This window comes from Pseudomonas sp. GM50 (assembly GCF_000282375.1).
GTDB lineage: Bacteria > Pseudomonadota > Gammaproteobacteria > Pseudomonadales > Pseudomonadaceae > Aquipseudomonas.
Genome location: NZ_AKJK01000142.1, coordinates 1 through 16,454, shown reverse-complemented (window position 1 = coordinate 16,454; position 16,454 = coordinate 1). Strand labels below are relative to the sequence as shown.

Below are 16,454 nucleotides of genomic sequence, written 5' to 3'. Positions count from 1 at the left end.
TGAAAAACGCGATAAGCGGTAGAAGTCTGAACAGTGGCTGTATGAGCTTCAGATAAACGATTCAACTACCGGTTTTTCATGTTCCTTTCACAAAATCGCGCTTAACCTCAATGGGTCGAGGGTCACTCCCTGCGAACACCCAACCTGCCGGCCTCGGCAGGAAAAGTCAATCAATGTGATTTGTCACAAGTTTCTGGCAACTGCTTGATGCAGCTTTTGTTTTAGCGTCTACGCTGACATTGGATCCACTGTTTTTAGCTTCAAGGCTATTCACTTTTCAGCTCCGAGGTACCCATGAGTCAGGCGTTTCTCCCCTTCTCTCGCCCCAGTATCGGCGACGAAGAAATTGCCGCCGTAGAGCAAGTACTGCGCTCCGGCTGGATTACCACCGGGCCGAAAAACCAGCAACTGGAAGAGCACTTCGCCAACTATGTCGGCTGTCGCCATGCCGTCGCATTGTCTTCAGCCACCGGCGGCATGCACATCACATTACTGGCATTGGGAATTGGTCCCGGCGACGAGGTCATCACACCGTCCCAGACCTGGGTATCGACCGCCAACATGATCTGCCTGCTCGGCGCGACGCCGGTTTTCGTCGACGTTGACCGCGACACATTGATGAGCGACCGGGCAAGCATCGAAGCGGCGATCACGCCTCGTACCAAGGCAATCATTCCAGTGCATTACGCCGGCGCGGCGTTCGACCTCGATCCGCTCTACGCGCTGGCCGACAAACATGGCATCGCTGTCATCGAAGACGCGGCGCATGCGGCGGGCACTTTCTACAAAGGTCGTCATGTCGGCGCCCAAGGCACGGCGATCTTCTCGTTCCACGCAATCAAGAACATGACCTGCGCCGAGGGTGCGATGTTCGTCAGCGACGATGAAGCGCTGGCCACTCGGGTGCGCATGCTCAAGTTTCATGGTCTTGGCGTGGATGCCTACGACCGCCTGACTCACGGCCGCAAACCTCAGGCCCAAGTGATGGAGCCTGGCTTCAAGTACAACCTGGCCGACATCAACGCGGCCATCGCCCTGGTGCAACTGGAACGACTGGACGCGATCAACGCCAAGCGCACGGAGCTGGCCCAGACCTATTTGCAACGCCTGGAAGGCTTGCCGGTGCAACCGCTGGCCGTTCCGGCGTACGCGCAGCAGCACGCCTGGCACCTGTTCATTCTGCGTATCGACACCGAACGTTGCGGGCTGGACCGCGAGGCGTTCATGAAAGCCCTGCAGGAACAGAACATCGGCACCGGCATTCACTTCATCGCCACTCACCTGCACACCTACTACCGCCAGCGTTTCCCCAACATCTACCTGCCCAACACCGAATGGAATTCGGCGCGGCTGTGTTCGATCCCGTTGTTCCCTGACATGACCACCGATGATGTCGATCGTGTTGTCGGCGCCATTGAAAAAACACTGGACAGAAGCCTGTGAAACCTTATCCGATCCGTTGCGTATCAATCGTCATCCCGGTCTACAACGAGCAAGACAGCCTGCCCGAGCTACTGCGTCGCACCGAAGCGGCGTGCCAGCAACTGCACCACGATTACGAAATAGTGTTGGTCGATGACGGCAGTCGCGACAACTCGGCGCAAATCCTCGAGGACGCTGCCAATCGCGAGTGCAGCCCGGTGGTGGCGGTCATTCTCAACCGTAACTACGGCCAGCACGCAGCGATCATGGCCGGTTTCGAACAGTGCAAGGGTGATGTGGTCATCACCCTAGACGCGGACCTGCAAAACCCGCCGGAAGAAATCCCGCGGCTGGTGGCTCAGGCCGAACTGGGCTACGACGTGGTCGCCACGGTGCGCAACAATCGTCAGGACTCGGCCTTGCGCCGCTGGCCGTCGAAACTGATCAACCTCGCCGTGCAACGTTCCACCGGTGTTGCCATGAGCGACTACGGCTGCATGTTGCGCGCCTATCGCCGGACCATTGTCGACGCCATGCTCGCCTGCCGCGAACGCAGCACCTTCATCCCGATCCTGGCCAATAGCTTCGCCCGCCACACCACCGAAATCCTGGTGACCCACGCCGAGCGCGAACACGGCGAATCCAAATACAGCCCGATGCGCCTGATCAGCCTGATGTTCGACCTGATCACCTGCATGACCACCACACCGCTGCGATTACTGAGCATCGTCGGCTTCGGCATGGCCGGCATCGGCCTGCTGTTCGCCGTCATGCTGATCGTCCTGCGCCTGGTCTTCGGCGCCGAGTGGGCTGGCGATGGTCTGTTTGTGCTGTTCGCCGTGCTGTTCGTCTTTACCGGCGGGCAATTCATCGGCATGGGCCTGTTGGGTGAATACCTGGGCCGCATGTACAGCGACGTCCGGGCGCGTCCACGGTTCTTTATCGAAAAGGTTTTGCGTAGCACCCCCTCTGCTCCTGCCCCCGTTGTCACCGTTGACGGTCTCACTTCCACTTCTTCAGATCAGGTTCTCTCATGAGTGCAAAAGCTGTTGTCTTCGCTTATCACGATATTGGCTGTGCCGGCATCGAAACCCTGCTCAACTCGGGTTACGAGATTGCCGCCGTGTTCACCCATCCCGATGACCCGAAGGAAAACGCGTTCTATGGCTCGGTTGCGCAGCTGTGCGCGCGCAAAGGCATCCCGGTGCACGCCCCGGAAGACGCCAACCACCCGCTGTGGATCGAGCGCATCAGCAAGCTCAACCCCGATTACCTGTTCTCGTTCTACTACCGCAATCTGTTGAGCGAACCGCTGTTGGCCACGGCCAGTAAAGGCGCATTCAACCTGCACGGCTCGTTGCTGCCTCGCTACCGTGGCCGGGCACCGGCCAACTGGGTGCTGGTCAACGGTGAAACGGAAACCGGCGTGACCCTGCACCGCATGGTCAAACGTGCCGATGCCGGCGCGATCATCGCCCAGCAACGGGTGGCGATCGAGCGCACCGACACCGCGCTGACCTTGCACGGTAAATTGCGCCTGGCGGCCACCGATCTGCTGCGCGACACCCTCCCCGCGCTGCTTCAGGGCAAAGTCAGCGAAACCCCACAGGACGAATCCAAAGCCACGGTGTTCGGTCGCCGCACCCCGGCGGACGGCAAACTGCTCTGGAACAAACCGGCTGAAGAGCTGTTCAATCTGGTCCGCGCCGTGACCCAGCCTTACCCGGGCGCCTTCTGCGCCGTGGGAGAGCACAAGCTGATTGTCTGGAGCGCCGACATCGTCAAGGGCAATGAAGGCCAGGCACCGGGCCGGGTCATCAGCGTCGATCCGCTACGCATTGCTTGCGGCGAAGACTCGCTGGTAATCAACGCCGGCCAGCGTAACGACAACGGCCTGTACCTGAGCGGCCCGCAACTGGCCAACGAACTGGGGCTGGTCGATGGTTCGGTGCTGCGTGGCGCTGAATCGGGCCGTGCACCGCGTCGCACCCGGGTACTGATCCTTGGCGTCAACGGTTTCATCGGCAATCACCTGTCTGAACGCCTGCTGCGTGACGACCGCTATGAAGTGTATGGCCTGGACATTGGCTCGGACGCCATCGATCGCCTGCGCAGCCACCCGAATTTCCACTTCGTCGAAGGCGATATCAGCATCCACTCCGAGTGGATCGAATACCACATCAAGAAATGCGATGTGGTTCTGCCGCTGGTGGCGATTGCCACGCCGATCGAATACACCCGCAATCCGCTGCGGGTATTCGAACTGGATTTCGAAGAGAACCTGAAACTGGTTCGCTACTGCGTCAAGTACAACAAGCGCGTGATCTTCCCCTCGACCTCGGAAGTCTATGGCATGTGCCAGGACGCCAACTTCGACGAGGACAGCTCCAACCTGGTGGTCGGGCCAATCAACAAGCAACGCTGGATCTACTCGATCTCCAAGCAACTGCTTGACCGGGTGATCTGGGCTTACGGCCAGAAAGGCCTGAACTTCACCCTGTTCCGACCTTTCAACTGGATGGGACCACGCCTGGACCGTCTGGACTCGGCGCGCATCGGCAGTTCCCGGGCCATCACCCAATTGATCCTGAACCTGGTAGAAGGCACGCCGATCCGTCTGTTCGACGGTGGCGAACAAAAGCGCTGCTTCACCGACATCGCCGATGGCGTCGAAGCCCTGGCGCGGATCATCGACAACGACAACGACGCCTGCAACGGCCAGATCATCAACATTGGCAACCCGGATAACGAAGCCAGTATTCGGCAGTTGGGCGAAGAACTGCTACGTCAGTTCGAAGCGCACCCACTGCGCGGCAACTTCCCGCCATTCGCCGGTTTCCGCGACATCGAAAGCAAGGCCTTCTACGGCACCGGCTACCAGGACGTGTCTCATCGCAAACCGAGCATCGCCAACGCCAAGCGTCTGCTTGACTGGGCACCCACGGTGGAGATGACCGAGACCATCGGCAACACACTGGACTTCTTCTTGCGCGAGGCAATGCTCGAAATCGCGGACAAAAAACGTTGATGCAGGCCGGCCTTCGAATCGATGTCGACACTTACCGAGGCACCCGTGAAGGGGTGCCGCGGCTGCTGGAAATGCTCGATGAAGCGCAGGTCAAGGCGACGTTTTTCTTCAGCGTCGGGCCGGACAACATGGGCCGCCACTTGTGGCGCCTGATCCGCCCGCAGTTCCTCTGGAAGATGCTGCGTTCCAACGCCGCCGGCCTGTATGGCTGGGACATTTTGCTGGCCGGCACCGCGTGGCCGGGCAAACCGATCGGTCGCGATCTCGGGCACCTGATGCGCCAGACCCTGGCGGCCGGGCATGAAGTCGGCCTGCACGCCTGGGATCACCATGGCTGGCAAGCCAATGCCGGACGCTGGAGCCAGGCGCAACTGATCGAACAGATTCGCCGTGGCGTCGACAGCCTCAGTGACATCCTCGGGCAAAAGGTCGAGTGCTCGGCGTCCGCCGGTTGGCGGGCGGACGAGCGCGTGATTGAGGCCAAGCAGCGTTTCGGCTTTCGCTACAACAGCGATTGTCGAGGCCAGCACCTGTTCCGGCCGACCTTGGCCGATGGCCGTTCGGGGGTACCGCAGATTCCGGTGGACCTGCCGACCTTCGACGAGGTGGTCGGCCCGACCGTCGCAGCCAAAGACTTCAACGCCTTCATTCTTGAGCGGTTCTCCCCGCAAAAACTCAACGTCTACACGATCCATGCTGAAGTAGAAGGGATTCTGATGGCCAACGATTTTCGCCAATTATTGGCCGATGCTCGCCAACGTGATATTCATTTCCAACCCTTGGGCAATTTACTACCCGAAGCCCCCGTCATCTTGCCGAAGGGCCGGGTTGTACGCGGCACCCTCGAGGGCCGTGAAGGCTGGCTGGGGGTACAAGGCGCATGAGCAAGCGCTGGGCACTGCCGTTTTTGCTGGTCGTCTTGGCGCTGGCGTACTTGCTGCCGCTAGGCACCCACGGCTTATGGATTCCCGACGAAACCCGTTACGCCCAGATCAGCCAGGACATGCTCCTGAGCGGCAATTGGGTGTCGCCGCACTTCATGAGCCTGCGTTACTTCGAAAAGCCCATCGCGGGCTACTGGATGATCGCCATCGGTCAGGCACTGTTTGGCGACAACCTGTTTGGTGTGCGCATCGCCTCGGTGCTGAGCACCGGGCTGAGCGTATTGCTGTGTTATCTGATCGCCCGGCGGCTGTGGAATGAGCCGCGCAAGAGCTTTGCCTGCGCGCTGCTGTACATGAGCTTCACGGTGGTTGCTGGCCAGGCGGGTTACGCCAACCTTGATCCGCAATTCACCTTCTGGGTCAATTTGAGCCTGGTGGCTTTGTGGTTTGCGCTGGACAGCGTCAGCCGTGGTCGGCGTCTACTCGGTTGGGCGGTGCTGGGGCTGGCCTGCGGCATGGGCTTCATGACCAAGGGGTTCCTCGCCTGGCTGCTGCCGGTGCTGATCGCCCTGCCCTGGGTACTCTGGCAGAAACGCTGGCGCGAATTGCTGACTTACGGCCCGGTGGCGATTGCCGTGGCCATAGCGGTGAGTCTGCCGTGGGCCTTGGCGGTGCACACGCAGGAACCCGATTACTGGCGGTTCTTCTTCTGGCACGAACACATTCGCCGTTTCGCCGGGGATGACGCACAACACGATGCGCCATGGTGGTTCTACCTGCCGTTGCTGGTGGCATTCAGTCTGCCGTGGGCGGCGTTGCTGCCGTCGGCGCTGAAACAGGCCTGGCAGACCCGGCGTCAGGCCAACATCGCTTTCCTGCTGCTGTGGTTGCTGATGCCCTTGCTGTTTTTCAGCCTGAGCAACGGCAAGCTGCCGACCTACATCATGCCCTGCCTGCTGCCCCTGGCGCTGTTGCTGGGCCATGCCTTGGCGGACCGACTGAAACTGGAGCAGGGCCGGGTGCTGGGGATCAATGGCCTGCTTAACATGACGCTGGGCCTGATCGTCCTGATTGCACTGATCTACCTACAACTGAAAAAACCGCTGTACACCCACGAACTGCACAATCTGGTGCTGGTGTTCATCGGGTTGATCGGCTGGATCATCACCAACCTGCTTCAGGCCTTCCGTCCCTTGCAATGCTGGGCGGCACCGGCCTTCGGCAGCTTGCTGCTGATCGGCGTGCTGCCGGCCGGGATGCCCGACTCGGTGGTGGCGAACAAGATGCCCGATCAGTTCATCCTCCAGCACGCCCCGGAACTGGCGCAAACCGACAAGCTATTGAGCAATGACCTGGGCGCCGCCTCGGCCCTGGCCTGGCGCCTGAAACGCCCTGACGTGGCCTTGTACAACACAATAGGTGAATTGAAATATGGCCTCGCCTATCCTGACGGCATACAGCAGCGGGTCGACCTCAAGCACGTGCAACAGTGGATGCGCGAAGCCCGCCAGAGCGGTTCTGTCGGCGTGGTGATGCGGGTCAAAGGGGATGACGAACTGCAAGAAATCGAACTGCTGCCCAAGGATGGCAAACGTTATGAACAAGGCAACCTGGTGATTCTGATCTTCCCTCAGGGTGCATCATGAGCCTGCTGCTGCTACTGGCCGCCTGCCTGCTGACCTGCCTGGGCCAGGTCGCCCAGAAGTACGCCGTGGAAAGCTGGCGCGGCAAGGCCTCGGGCTGGGGCGAGAAACTGCGTTCGCCGTGGCTGTGGCTGGCGCTCGCCTCTCTGGGGTTGGGCTTGCTGGTCTGGCTGCTGGTGTTGCAGCGCCTCGAAGTCGGTATCGCCTATCCCATGCTCAGCCTGAATTTCGTGCTGATCACACTGGTCGCCCGTTTCGTCTTTCACGAAGTCATCGACCGCCGTCACTGGTTGGGTGTGGCGCTGGTGATCGCTGGCGTGGCGCTGCTGGGGCAACACGCATGAGCCTGCGTCGCGGAATCGTCTACGCCCTGGGCAGCGTGCTGCTGGGCAGCGTCGCACAGTTGGGCATGCGTTGGAGCATGACCCGCTTGCCACATCCCGAACAATGGCTGGCTTCCTTGAGCGACGGCAGCGTCGATGTGTCCGCCGTGGCCGTCGTGCTGGCCGCCATCCTCGCCTATGCCGTCTCGATGCTCACCTGGCTCGCCGCCCTGCGGGATCTGCCCCTAGGCCGGGCTTATTCGCTGCTGAGCATCAGCTACGCGCTGGTGTATGTGCTGGCCGCCAGCCTGCCACTGTTCAACGAATCCTTCAGTCTTTCAAAAACCCTGGGAGTGGCGCTGGTCATCCTCGGTGTTATCACGATTAATTCTCGACCTGCTCGCGCGCCCGAACTTAGGAGTGCATCATGAAAATCAGTGTATTTGGTAGCGGTTATGTTGGTCTGGTGCAGGCCGCCGTCCTGGCTGAAGTCGGCCACGACGTGGTGTGCATGGACATTGACGAGAAGAAGGTTGCGTTGCTGCAACAAGGCCACGTCAGCATCTTCGAACCGGGGCTGGCCAGCCTGGTGCGCGAAAGCCTGGAAGCCAAACGGCTGCAGTTCACCTCGGACGAAAAATTCGCGGTGCAACATGGCCAGGTGCTGTTCATCGCCGTCGGCACGCCGTCGCGGGAGGATGGTTCAGCGGATCTGCAATACGTGTTGTCCGTGGGTGAAGCGGTGGCGCGTCACCGCGAACAACCGGTGATTCTGGTGGAGAAATCCACGGTACCGGTGGGCACGGGCGATACGCTGCGCGCGCATATTGAAAAGTACCTGCTCAAGGCCGGTCGGCTGCTGCAGTTCGATATCGTCTCCAACCCCGAGTTTCTCAAGGAAGGTTCGGCCGTGGCCGATTGCCGGCGCCCGGACCGCATCATCATAGGCTGTGAGCGCGATGAAGTGCGCGACGTGATGCGCGACCTCTACGCCCCGTTCAACCGCAACCATGACCGCATCATGTTCATGGACCTGCGCAGCGCCGAGCTGACCAAATACGCCGCCAACTGCATGCTGGCGACCAAGATCAGTTTCATCAACCAGATCGCCGAGCTGGCCGAACACCTGGGCGCCGATATCGAATCGGTACGACTGGGCATCGGCGCCGATTCACGCATCGGTTACCACTTTATCTATCCTGGCTGCGGTTATGGCGGCTCGTGTTTCCCCAAAGACATGCGCGCACTGATTCACAGTGCCGAAGAGGCCCACTGCTCCAGCGACCTGCTGCAAGCAGTGGAAGCTATCAACGAGCGGCAGAAACACAAACTGTTCGAACGCATCAACGCCTTCTACAAGGGCGATTTACGCGGCAAGACCTTCGCCGTGTGGGGCCTGGCCTTCAAGCCCAACACCGACGACATGCGCGATGCGCCGAGCCGGGTGCTGCTGGAATCGCTGTGGGCCGCCGGGGCTCATGTGCGGGCGTTCGACCCGGAAGCCATGCAGGAAACCCAGCACCTTTACCCGGACGAATCCAGGCTGATGCTCATGGGCACACCAGAATCGGTTCTTACCGGGGCCGACGCACTGATCGTCTGCACCGAATGGCAGCAGTTCAAGGCGCCGGACTTCGATCTGATCCAGCAGCGGCTTAACGCACCGGTGATTTTCGACGGGCGTAACCTGTACGACGCCGAGCGCCTGGCCCGCAGCGGCTTCCTGTACTTCCCGATGGGCCGCGGTGAATCGCGCAAACTGCCGATTCCCCTTCAGCAATGGCCAGCGGCCTCAGTCGTCGCGTGAATACGGTATCACCCGGCATTCGTCGGCAGTCCCTGGGGATTGGGCTGCTGGCGCTAATGCTGTTCGTCGCCGGGGTTTATCAGCAAGCAGCAATCGGGTTCGACTCGCGGTTTGTGCTGTTCGCCCAAGAGATGCTGCGTCACGGGCCATCGGTTTTTCCGACCACTTATGGTCAGCCTTATGCGGATTACTCGGCGGTTTCTACGCTGTTCATCTGGCTGTTGTCCCTGCCGTTCGGGCAGGTCAACAGCCTTAGCGCCTGGTTACCGAGCGCCATCGCTGCCGCTGTGATTGTCACGTTGATGTACCGGTTGCTCGCGCCGTACTCCAGACGCTGGGCGCTGCTGAGCATCGCCCTGATGTTGCTGACCAGTACGTTTGTCACTGAAACACGTGCCGTCTCCCAGGACTTGATGCTGGCAGCCGTCGCGTTTTCGGTGTTCTACCTGGGGTATGCCACCGATCATTTCGCGATGCCTCGTCGGCTGCCGCTGATTCTTGCCTTGTTGCTGCTGGGCTTCGGGATTCGCGGGCCGATCGGGCTGGTGATTCCCACCGGCATGCTGTGCAGCTATTACGTGCTCAATCGCCAATGGTCGCGGTTATTCGGCTTCGGTTTGGCGGCAGCCGTGGCGCTGGCGGTGTGTGTCGGGGTGCTGCTGTGGTTTGCCGAAACCAGCGGCGGACCGGCCTTCATGCAGGACGTGGTGCGCATGCAGTTTTTGGGGCGCATGGACGGCAGTGAAGGTGTCAGTGGTTCGCTTTATTACTTCACCGCTTCGTTAGGCAACTATGCGCTCGCTTATCCGCTGGCGTTGCTGGTGTTGGCCGCGGTCTGGCTGACGAATCCACGGCAGGCCGGTCCGGCATTGCGGCTGTTGCAGTACTGCACGGCGGCCGGGTTGATCGTGATGATTGGCTTGTCGATTCCGCAAGCGAAAAAGGCCCGTTACCTTCTGCCGATGCTGCCTATGGCGGCGATCATTGCGGCGTACCCGTTTCAGGTGGCCCAGGGGCGGGTGTTCGGTTGGTTGCGGACCTTGATGCAAGGGCTGTGGTTGCTGATTCCGGGGCTATTGATCGTCGCATTGCTGGTTGCTCAGCGGCGCCTGCCCACGCAACCGACAGCCTTTGTGCCGGTACTGATCGGGCTTGCCGCGTTGCAACTCATCGCGCTGGTGGCGTGGTTACGATCTCACTGGCGGGCCGAAGTATTGGCCGGTTGCGCGGTCCTGGCACTGTGGTCGGTTTACATCCTCGTGTTTGAACCAGTCGAACGTCAGCTTTACGACACGCAAACCTTCAGCCGAGCCACGTTTGCAGAGGTTCAGAAAGACCCGGCGCCGCTGGTGCTGCACGGCATGGGCAAGGATGCCAAGGCGATCAAGTTCATGGTCAATATCGAGCAGGATTTGCAACCGGTGTTCACCGAATCGATTCAGGAACTGGAAGCCCTCTCGGCACCGGTTTGGTTGATGATGGATCGAAGCGACTATAAGGCCTTGCAAGGGACTTCGCTCGGGGCCCTGCAACCGGTGTTGAGCGGACGTTTCGATAAAAACGATTTCGTGTTGCTGCATTTGAAACCGTAGTTTGGGCCGGACCTGTTGGCGACTGTAGGAGCTGCCAAAGGCTGCGATCTTTTGGCGGCTTCAAGGTTGCAAAAGAGCAAGATCAAAAGATCGCAGCCTTCGGCAGCTCCTGCACAGGCATGTATTGTCCGCTAGTTATTGTTAGCCACATTGACATCAAACCGTGGCCTTCAAATCCACGCCCAGCGCCTGGGCAAACGCCTTCACCAACGGACTGCGCACGGTGTTGTGGCGCAGGATCAGATTGAACGGCGTGACGATGTTGATCAGGTCCGGCCGCACCGCCCGAAACAGTCCCTGAGCCACCAGTGTTGCCGCGTAATGCTCGGGCAGAAAACCCACAAAACGGCCGGTCTTGACCAGCAACGCCACGGCTTCCACTTGAGTCGCCGAGGCGGAAAAGCTGTCGTAGCGGGCAAAATTCAGTTTGTCCCGATGGATCGCGTAGCGGTGGTTGATGCACTCGTAATCCAGCAGCACGTTGCTGCCCATGTCCGCCTCCGGTAGCGCGAACAGTGGATGGCCAACGGCGCAATACACATACGAGCGTTCTTCATAAAGCGGAAAGTAATCGAACTCTTCTCTTTTCTGATAAACCGGCACGATCCCGGCCACTAACCGCCCCTCGACCACGCCTCTTTCTACCTCATCTAACTGAGACGCTTGAAGTTGAAACCTTACTTTTGGCGACTCTTCATTTATTTTTCTAAGCGCTGCAACTAACGGCGAATTAGCGTCCGTGATCGTATTATCAATAACACCCACTCCAAGGTCGCCAATAAGTTCGTTCTGAGCCGAACTAAGCCGGTCACGAAAGTTGTCGACGGAGGCAAACAAATCGATCGACGCCTGATACACCAGACGGCCTTCTTCAGTCAGGTGAAAACCTTCCCGCCCTCGAGTGCACAGGCGCATGCCGATGCGAATCTCGAGGTCGGAGATCTGTTTGCTGATGGCCGCCAGGCCCACATTCAGCTCATTCTGCGCTGCACTGAAGCCGCCAGCCTCGACCACAGCCTTGAATACTTTGAGCAGTTTGAAGTCCAGACCGCTGAGGGCCAGCGGTGCCCGATGCACCGATTTTGGCGGCGGGTTTCCGGAATTGGAAAGTGGGGTTTCCATAATGCTTATTTACCTCTGGCGCCCTATTCAACAATCTGTGTCCAACAACAAAAACAGTGCTGGCTAATAATAATGAACACAGAAAACAAGGCTTGGCAACCGTTAATAAATCCCGCCGATCAGTGCCAACTCACTGATTTCGAACTATTAAAAGCTGACACTTCGATCAGCTCTCGCCATTTAGCAACTGCGCTTTCCCCTGCCCTCGAATATTGATTGAGCCGAACCACGCCCGAATGATTTTCGGCGGGTGTTCCGGGCTCTGCACACTGGTGATCTGTAGGAGCGAGGCTTGTCCGCGAAGCTCTTCGGCCTCACACCGGATTAATTTTTAACTTCCGAGCAACGACGAGGAAAACAACAATGTCTCAAACCACCGACCGTCTCTGGGGTGCCCGCTTCAAGAGCGGCCCGTCCGAAGCCCTGGCGGCCCTGTCCCGTTGCCCCGAGCGCTACTTTCGCCTCACCCCGTACGACCTCGCCGGTTCCAAGGCGCATGCCCGGGAATTGCAGCGCGCTGGGCTTCTGAGCGAGCAGGAAACCCAGACCATGCTCGACGCCCTGGAGCGTATCGGTGATGACTTCCGTGCCGGCAGCATCGCGCCGACGCTGGACGATGAAGACGTCCACACCTTCATCGAGCGCCTGCTGACCGAGCGCCTCGGCGCTCTGGGCGGCAAGCTGCGCGCCGGCCGTTCGCGCAACGACCAGACCGCCAACGACCTGCGCCTGTTCCTGCGTGATCACGTGCGCACACTGGCCGTTGAAGTGCTGGCCCTGCAACAAGCGCTGGTGGATCAGGCCGAGCAACACATCGAGAGCATCTGCCCCGGTTTCACTCATCTGCAACAGGCCCAGCCGATCGTCTTCGCTCACCACTTGCTGGCCCACGCCCAATCGATGCTGCGTGACGTGCAGCGCCTGGTGGATTGGGATGTGCGCACCTCGCTGTCGCCACTCGGTGCGGCGGCCATGGCCGGTTCCGCCATTGCTCGCCTGCCACAGCAGTCGGCCAAGGAAATGGGCTACATCGGTGTTTGCGAAAACTCCATCGACGCCGTGGCCAGCCGCGATCACGTTGCCGAGTTCCTGTTTATCGCCAGCATGCTGGGGATCAACATTTCCCGCCTCGCCGAAGAGTTCTGCCTGTGGTCCTCGCGGCAATTTCGCTGGGTCGCGCTGGACGATGCCTACGCCACCGGCAGTTCGATCATGCCGCAGAAGAAAAACCCGGACATCGCTGAACTGGCCCGGGGCAAGGCTGGGCGCCTGATCGGCAACCTGACTGGTTTGCTGTCGACCCTCAAATCACTGCCGCTGTCCTACAACCGCGACTTGAGTGAAGACAAGAACGGCGTGCTCGACAGCGTCGACACCCTGCTGCTGGTATTGCCGGCCATGGCCGGAATGGTCGCGACCATGAAGGTCAACGTCGAAGAGCTGCGTCGTCAGGCACCGCTGGGTTTCACCCTCGCTACCGAAGTGGCCGACTGGCTGGCGGTGCGCGGCGTGCCGTTCAAGGAAGCACACGAAATCACCGGCGCATTGGTCCAGGCCTGTGAGAAGCACGACATCGAATTGTGGGAAGCGTCCCCGGCGCTGCTGGCCGAGATCGATCCGCGCCTCAAGCCTGAAGTGCGCGACAGCCTGACGCTGGAAGCCGCCATCGCCGCCCGCAGCGGCTGGGGCGGAACCGCGCCGCAACAGGTGCGCGAGCAGATCGGCCGACTGAAGACTGCCCTCGCCGCCCAGCAGCAATGGACCGAGAACTATCAGGGTTTCCGCCTCTGATTCACGGCGAAACCCTGTAGGAGCGAAGCTTGCTCGCGAAGGCGGTGGGTCAGTCAACACTGATTACAACTGATCCACCGCCTTCGCGAGCAAGCTTCGCTCCTACAGGGATTAATACCAGCGTACGGAGAACCAACATGAGCCAGACTCAGGCAGAACGACTCCAGTCGGAGCGCAAACTGGCGGAAAACCAGTTCGATATCACCCAGTACCAGCATGTGCCACGGCGTTATTACGGGAGGATTTTCTTCGCCACGGTGATCGTGATTGCGATTGTCGGCCTGGTGCGGGCCTTCGCCGAAGGCAAGATCGAATGGTCGTACATCGGCCAGTTCCTCACCTCACAGGCCATTATGTGGGGCTTGCTCAACACCATCGTCATGGCGGTGCTGGCGATGGCGTTGGGCATCGTGTTCGGGGTGATCACCGCCATCATGCGCATGTCGGCCAATCCGATCCTGCGCTATGTGGCGCTGACCTACACCTGGCTGTTTCGCGGTACGCCGCTGATTCTGCAGCTGCTGCTGTGGTTCAACCTGGCGCTGATCTTCCCCACCATCGGCATTCCCGGCCTGTTCGAAATGGACACCGTGAGCCTGATGACACCGTTTGTGGCCGCCCTCCTCGGCTTGAGCATCAACCAGGGTGCCTACACCGCCGAAGTGGTGCGCGCCGGTCTGCTGTCGGTCGACACCGGGCAGTACGAAGCCGCCAAGTCGATCGGCATGCCACGCCTGCAAGCCTTGCGCCGGATCATCCTGCCCCAGGCCATGCGGATCATCATTCCGCCGGTGGGTAACGAGTTCATCGGCATGGTGAAAATGACCTCCCTGGCGAGTGTCATCCAGTACTCGGAACTGCTCTACAACGCCCAGAACATCTACTACGCCAACGCCCGCGTGATGGAGCTGCTAATCGTCGCCGGTATCTGGTACCTGGCCACCGTCACTGTTCTGTCCTTTGGTCAAAGCCGTCTGGAGCGTCGTTTCGCTCGCGGCGCCGGCAAGCGTTCTTGAGGAGCCCCACATGAGAAGCATCGTCAAGGCCGTGAGCCTGAACAAGTACTACGACCATTTCCACGCACTCAAGGACATCAACATCGAGGTCGAGCAAGGCGAAGTGCTGTGCATCATCGGCCCGTCCGGCTCCGGCAAGAGCACCCTGCTGCGCTGCGTGAATCAGCTGGAAAAAATCGACAAGGGCGGCCTGTGGGTCGACGGCGAACTGGTGGGTTACCGCATCGTCGGCAACAAGCTGCACGAACTCAACGAGTCGCAGATCGCCCGTCAGCGCCTGGCGACCGGCATGGTGTTCCAGCGTTTCAACCTGTTCCCGCACATGACTGTGCTGCAAAACATCATCGAAGGGCCGTGCCAGGTGCTCAAGCGTTCGCCCAAAGAGGCGCACGAAGAAGCCTTGGAATTGCTCGCTCGCGTCGGCCTGGCCGACAAGCGCAACAGCTACCCGATCGAACTGTCGGGTGGTCAGCAACAACGTGTCGCCATTGCCCGTGCATTGGCCATGCGCCCCAAGCTGATGCTGTTCGATGAACCCACTTCGGCACTCGACCCGGAACTGGTCGGTGAGGTGCTGTCGGTGATGCGCGATCTGGCGCAGACCGGCATGACCATGATCGTCGTCACCCATGAACTGGGCTTCGCTCGCGAGGTTTCCAACCGCATGGTGTTCATGGACGAAGGACAGATCGTGGAGGCTGGAAGCCCCGAAGAAATACTAATAAGTCCGCAAAACCCACGCACCCAAAGCTTCATTTCTGCCGTTCGAACCTAAGCGCCAGCCTCGGAAACCAAGAGCTGCGTAATAACACTCATAAGAGAACGACCATGAAGAACATAGTTATCCCAGCAGTACTCGCAGGCGTTATGGCTTCCAGCTTCACCTGGGCCGCCGAGCTACCGGCAAGCATCAAGGACAAGGGCGAGGTCGTTGTGGCAATCATGCCGAACTACCCGCCGATGGATTTCAAGGACCCGGCCACCAACACCCTCACAGGCCTGGACTATGACCTGGGCAACGCCCTGGCCGAGCGGCTGGGCGTGAAGATCAAATGGCAGGAAACCGGTTTTGAGCAAATGATCAACGCGCTGACCACCGACCGCGTCGACATGGTGATGTCGGGCATGACCGACACCGCCGAGCGTCAGGCCAGCGTGACCTTCGTCGACTACTTCACCAGCGGTCCGCAGTTCTACACCTTGCAGAAAAACAAGGACACGAACGAAATCATCGACCTGTGCGGCAAGAAAGTCGGCACTAGCCGACGCACCACGTTCCCGGCGGAAATCGCCGAATGGAGCAAGGCCAACTGCGAAGCCGCCGGCAAGCCTGCAATCAACGTGATCGGCACCGAAGGCTCGGCCGACGCCCGCGCGCAACTGCGTCAAAGCCGTATCGACGCGGCCATGCAAGGCAGCGAAACCCTGCCGTACCTGAAGACCCAGGAAAAGGACATGTACAAAACCGTGGGCCTGCCAATTTCCAAGCAATTCACCGGGCTGGGTGTGAGCAAGAAAAAGCCTGAGCTGAGTGAAGCGGTGAAAGTGGCGATGCAAAGCATGGTCGATGACGGCAGCTACCAGGCGATCCTGAAGAAGTGGGACCTGGAATTGGGTGCAATCAAGACAGTGACCATCAACGCCGGCAAGTAATGCTTGCCCCGTAGGAGCGAGCGGTGCGGCGATCCGACTTGCCCGCGAAGGCGATCTGTCAGATGACATCGATGTTGAATGTACTGGCCCCTTCGCGAGCAAGCTTCGCTCCTACAGGGTTAGATGTCGATCCGGATTCTGCGGGCAACCTCGAATACCTGTAGGAGCGAGGC

Annotated in this window: 14 protein-coding genes; 13 read left to right on the top strand and 1 reads right to left on the bottom strand. The window is 59.8% G+C overall.

The features are described from left to right. The first annotated feature begins 294 nt into the window (after positions 1 to 294). From arnB to PMI30_RS01085, 9 genes are read left to right on the top strand one after another with little or no spacing between them, the layout of a single operon-like run. Positions 295 to 1,443: a UDP-4-amino-4-deoxy-L-arabinose aminotransferase gene (arnB, locus tag PMI30_RS01045; RefSeq protein WP_008015013.1), complete on the top strand. Its 1,149-nt coding sequence runs from the start codon at positions 295 to 297 to the stop codon at positions 1,441 to 1,443. Next, positions 1,440 to 2,459, top strand: a complete 1,020-nt coding sequence (arnC, locus tag PMI30_RS01050) for an undecaprenyl-phosphate 4-deoxy-4-formamido-L-arabinose transferase (protein ID WP_008015012.1) — start codon at positions 1,440 to 1,442, stop codon at positions 2,457 to 2,459. Before arnB ends, arnC begins: the two co-directional genes overlap by 4 nt. After that, positions 2,456 to 4,450: a bifunctional UDP-4-amino-4-deoxy-L-arabinose formyltransferase/UDP-glucuronic acid oxidase ArnA gene (arnA, locus tag PMI30_RS01055; RefSeq protein WP_008015011.1), complete on the top strand. Its 1,995-nt coding sequence runs from the start codon at positions 2,456 to 2,458 to the stop codon at positions 4,448 to 4,450. The genes arnC and arnA overlap by 4 nt, the downstream gene beginning before the upstream one ends. Next, a complete protein-coding gene (gene arnD / locus PMI30_RS01060; protein ID WP_008015010.1) occupies positions 4,450 to 5,334 on the top strand; it encodes a 4-deoxy-4-formamido-L-arabinose-phosphoundecaprenol deformylase in 885 nt (294 codons plus the stop codon). Before arnA ends, arnD begins: the two co-directional genes overlap by 1 nt. Further along, positions 5,331 to 6,980 (top strand): lipid IV(A) 4-amino-4-deoxy-L-arabinosyltransferase, encoded by a 1,650-nt coding sequence (arnT, locus tag PMI30_RS01065; RefSeq protein ID WP_008015009.1) that lies wholly within the window; start codon positions 5,331 to 5,333, stop codon positions 6,978 to 6,980. The genes arnD and arnT overlap by 4 nt, the downstream gene beginning before the upstream one ends. Next, positions 6,977 to 7,321, top strand: a complete 345-nt coding sequence (gene arnE / locus PMI30_RS01070; RefSeq protein WP_008015008.1) for a 4-amino-4-deoxy-L-arabinose-phosphoundecaprenol flippase subunit ArnE — start codon at positions 6,977 to 6,979, stop codon at positions 7,319 to 7,321. Before arnT ends, arnE begins: the two co-directional genes overlap by 4 nt. Then, complete coding sequence (gene arnF / locus PMI30_RS01075) at positions 7,318 to 7,731, top strand: 4-amino-4-deoxy-L-arabinose-phosphoundecaprenol flippase subunit ArnF (RefSeq protein WP_008015007.1); 414 nt, start codon at positions 7,318 to 7,320, stop codon at positions 7,729 to 7,731. The genes arnE and arnF overlap by 4 nt, the downstream gene beginning before the upstream one ends. Beyond that, a complete protein-coding gene (locus tag PMI30_RS01080) occupies positions 7,728 to 9,107 on the top strand; it encodes a UDP-glucose dehydrogenase family protein (RefSeq protein ID WP_008015006.1) in 1,380 nt (459 codons plus the stop codon). Before arnF ends, PMI30_RS01080 begins: the two co-directional genes overlap by 4 nt. Then, positions 9,080 to 10,699: an ArnT family glycosyltransferase gene (locus tag PMI30_RS01085; protein WP_008015004.1), complete on the top strand. Its 1,620-nt coding sequence runs from the start codon at positions 9,080 to 9,082 to the stop codon at positions 10,697 to 10,699. The genes PMI30_RS01080 and PMI30_RS01085 overlap by 28 nt, the downstream gene beginning before the upstream one ends. Before the next feature lie 156 nt (positions 10,700 to 10,855). On the opposite strand, the gene PMI30_RS01090 is transcribed toward PMI30_RS01085, so the two are convergent. Then, positions 10,856 to 11,821: a LysR family transcriptional regulator gene (locus PMI30_RS01090; RefSeq protein WP_008015003.1), complete on the bottom strand. Its 966-nt coding sequence runs from the start codon at positions 11,819 to 11,821 to the stop codon at positions 10,856 to 10,858. Between the two features lie 363 nt (positions 11,822 to 12,184). Here PMI30_RS01090 and argH point away from each other — a divergent pair, with 363 nt between their 5' ends. The 4 genes from argH (at position 12,185) to PMI30_RS01110 (ending at position 16,281) form a co-directional block, all read left to right on the top strand. Continuing rightward, entirely contained in the window at positions 12,185 to 13,612 is a 1,428-nt protein-coding gene (gene argH / locus PMI30_RS01095; RefSeq protein WP_008015002.1) for an argininosuccinate lyase, read from the top strand. A gap of 137 nt (positions 13,613 to 13,749) precedes the next feature. Further along, positions 13,750 to 14,628: an amino acid ABC transporter permease gene (locus tag PMI30_RS01100; RefSeq protein ID WP_008015001.1), complete on the top strand. Its 879-nt coding sequence runs from the start codon at positions 13,750 to 13,752 to the stop codon at positions 14,626 to 14,628. 10 nt (positions 14,629 to 14,638) lie between these two features. After that, positions 14,639 to 15,403, top strand: coding sequence for an amino acid ABC transporter ATP-binding protein (locus PMI30_RS01105; protein ID WP_007900205.1), 765 nt, complete (start codon positions 14,639 to 14,641; stop codon positions 15,401 to 15,403). Between the two features lie 53 nt (positions 15,404 to 15,456). Continuing rightward, positions 15,457 to 16,281, top strand: coding sequence for an ABC transporter substrate-binding protein (locus tag PMI30_RS01110; RefSeq protein WP_008015000.1), 825 nt, complete (start codon positions 15,457 to 15,459; stop codon positions 16,279 to 16,281). The last annotated feature ends 173 nt before the right edge of the window (positions 16,282 to 16,454 follow it).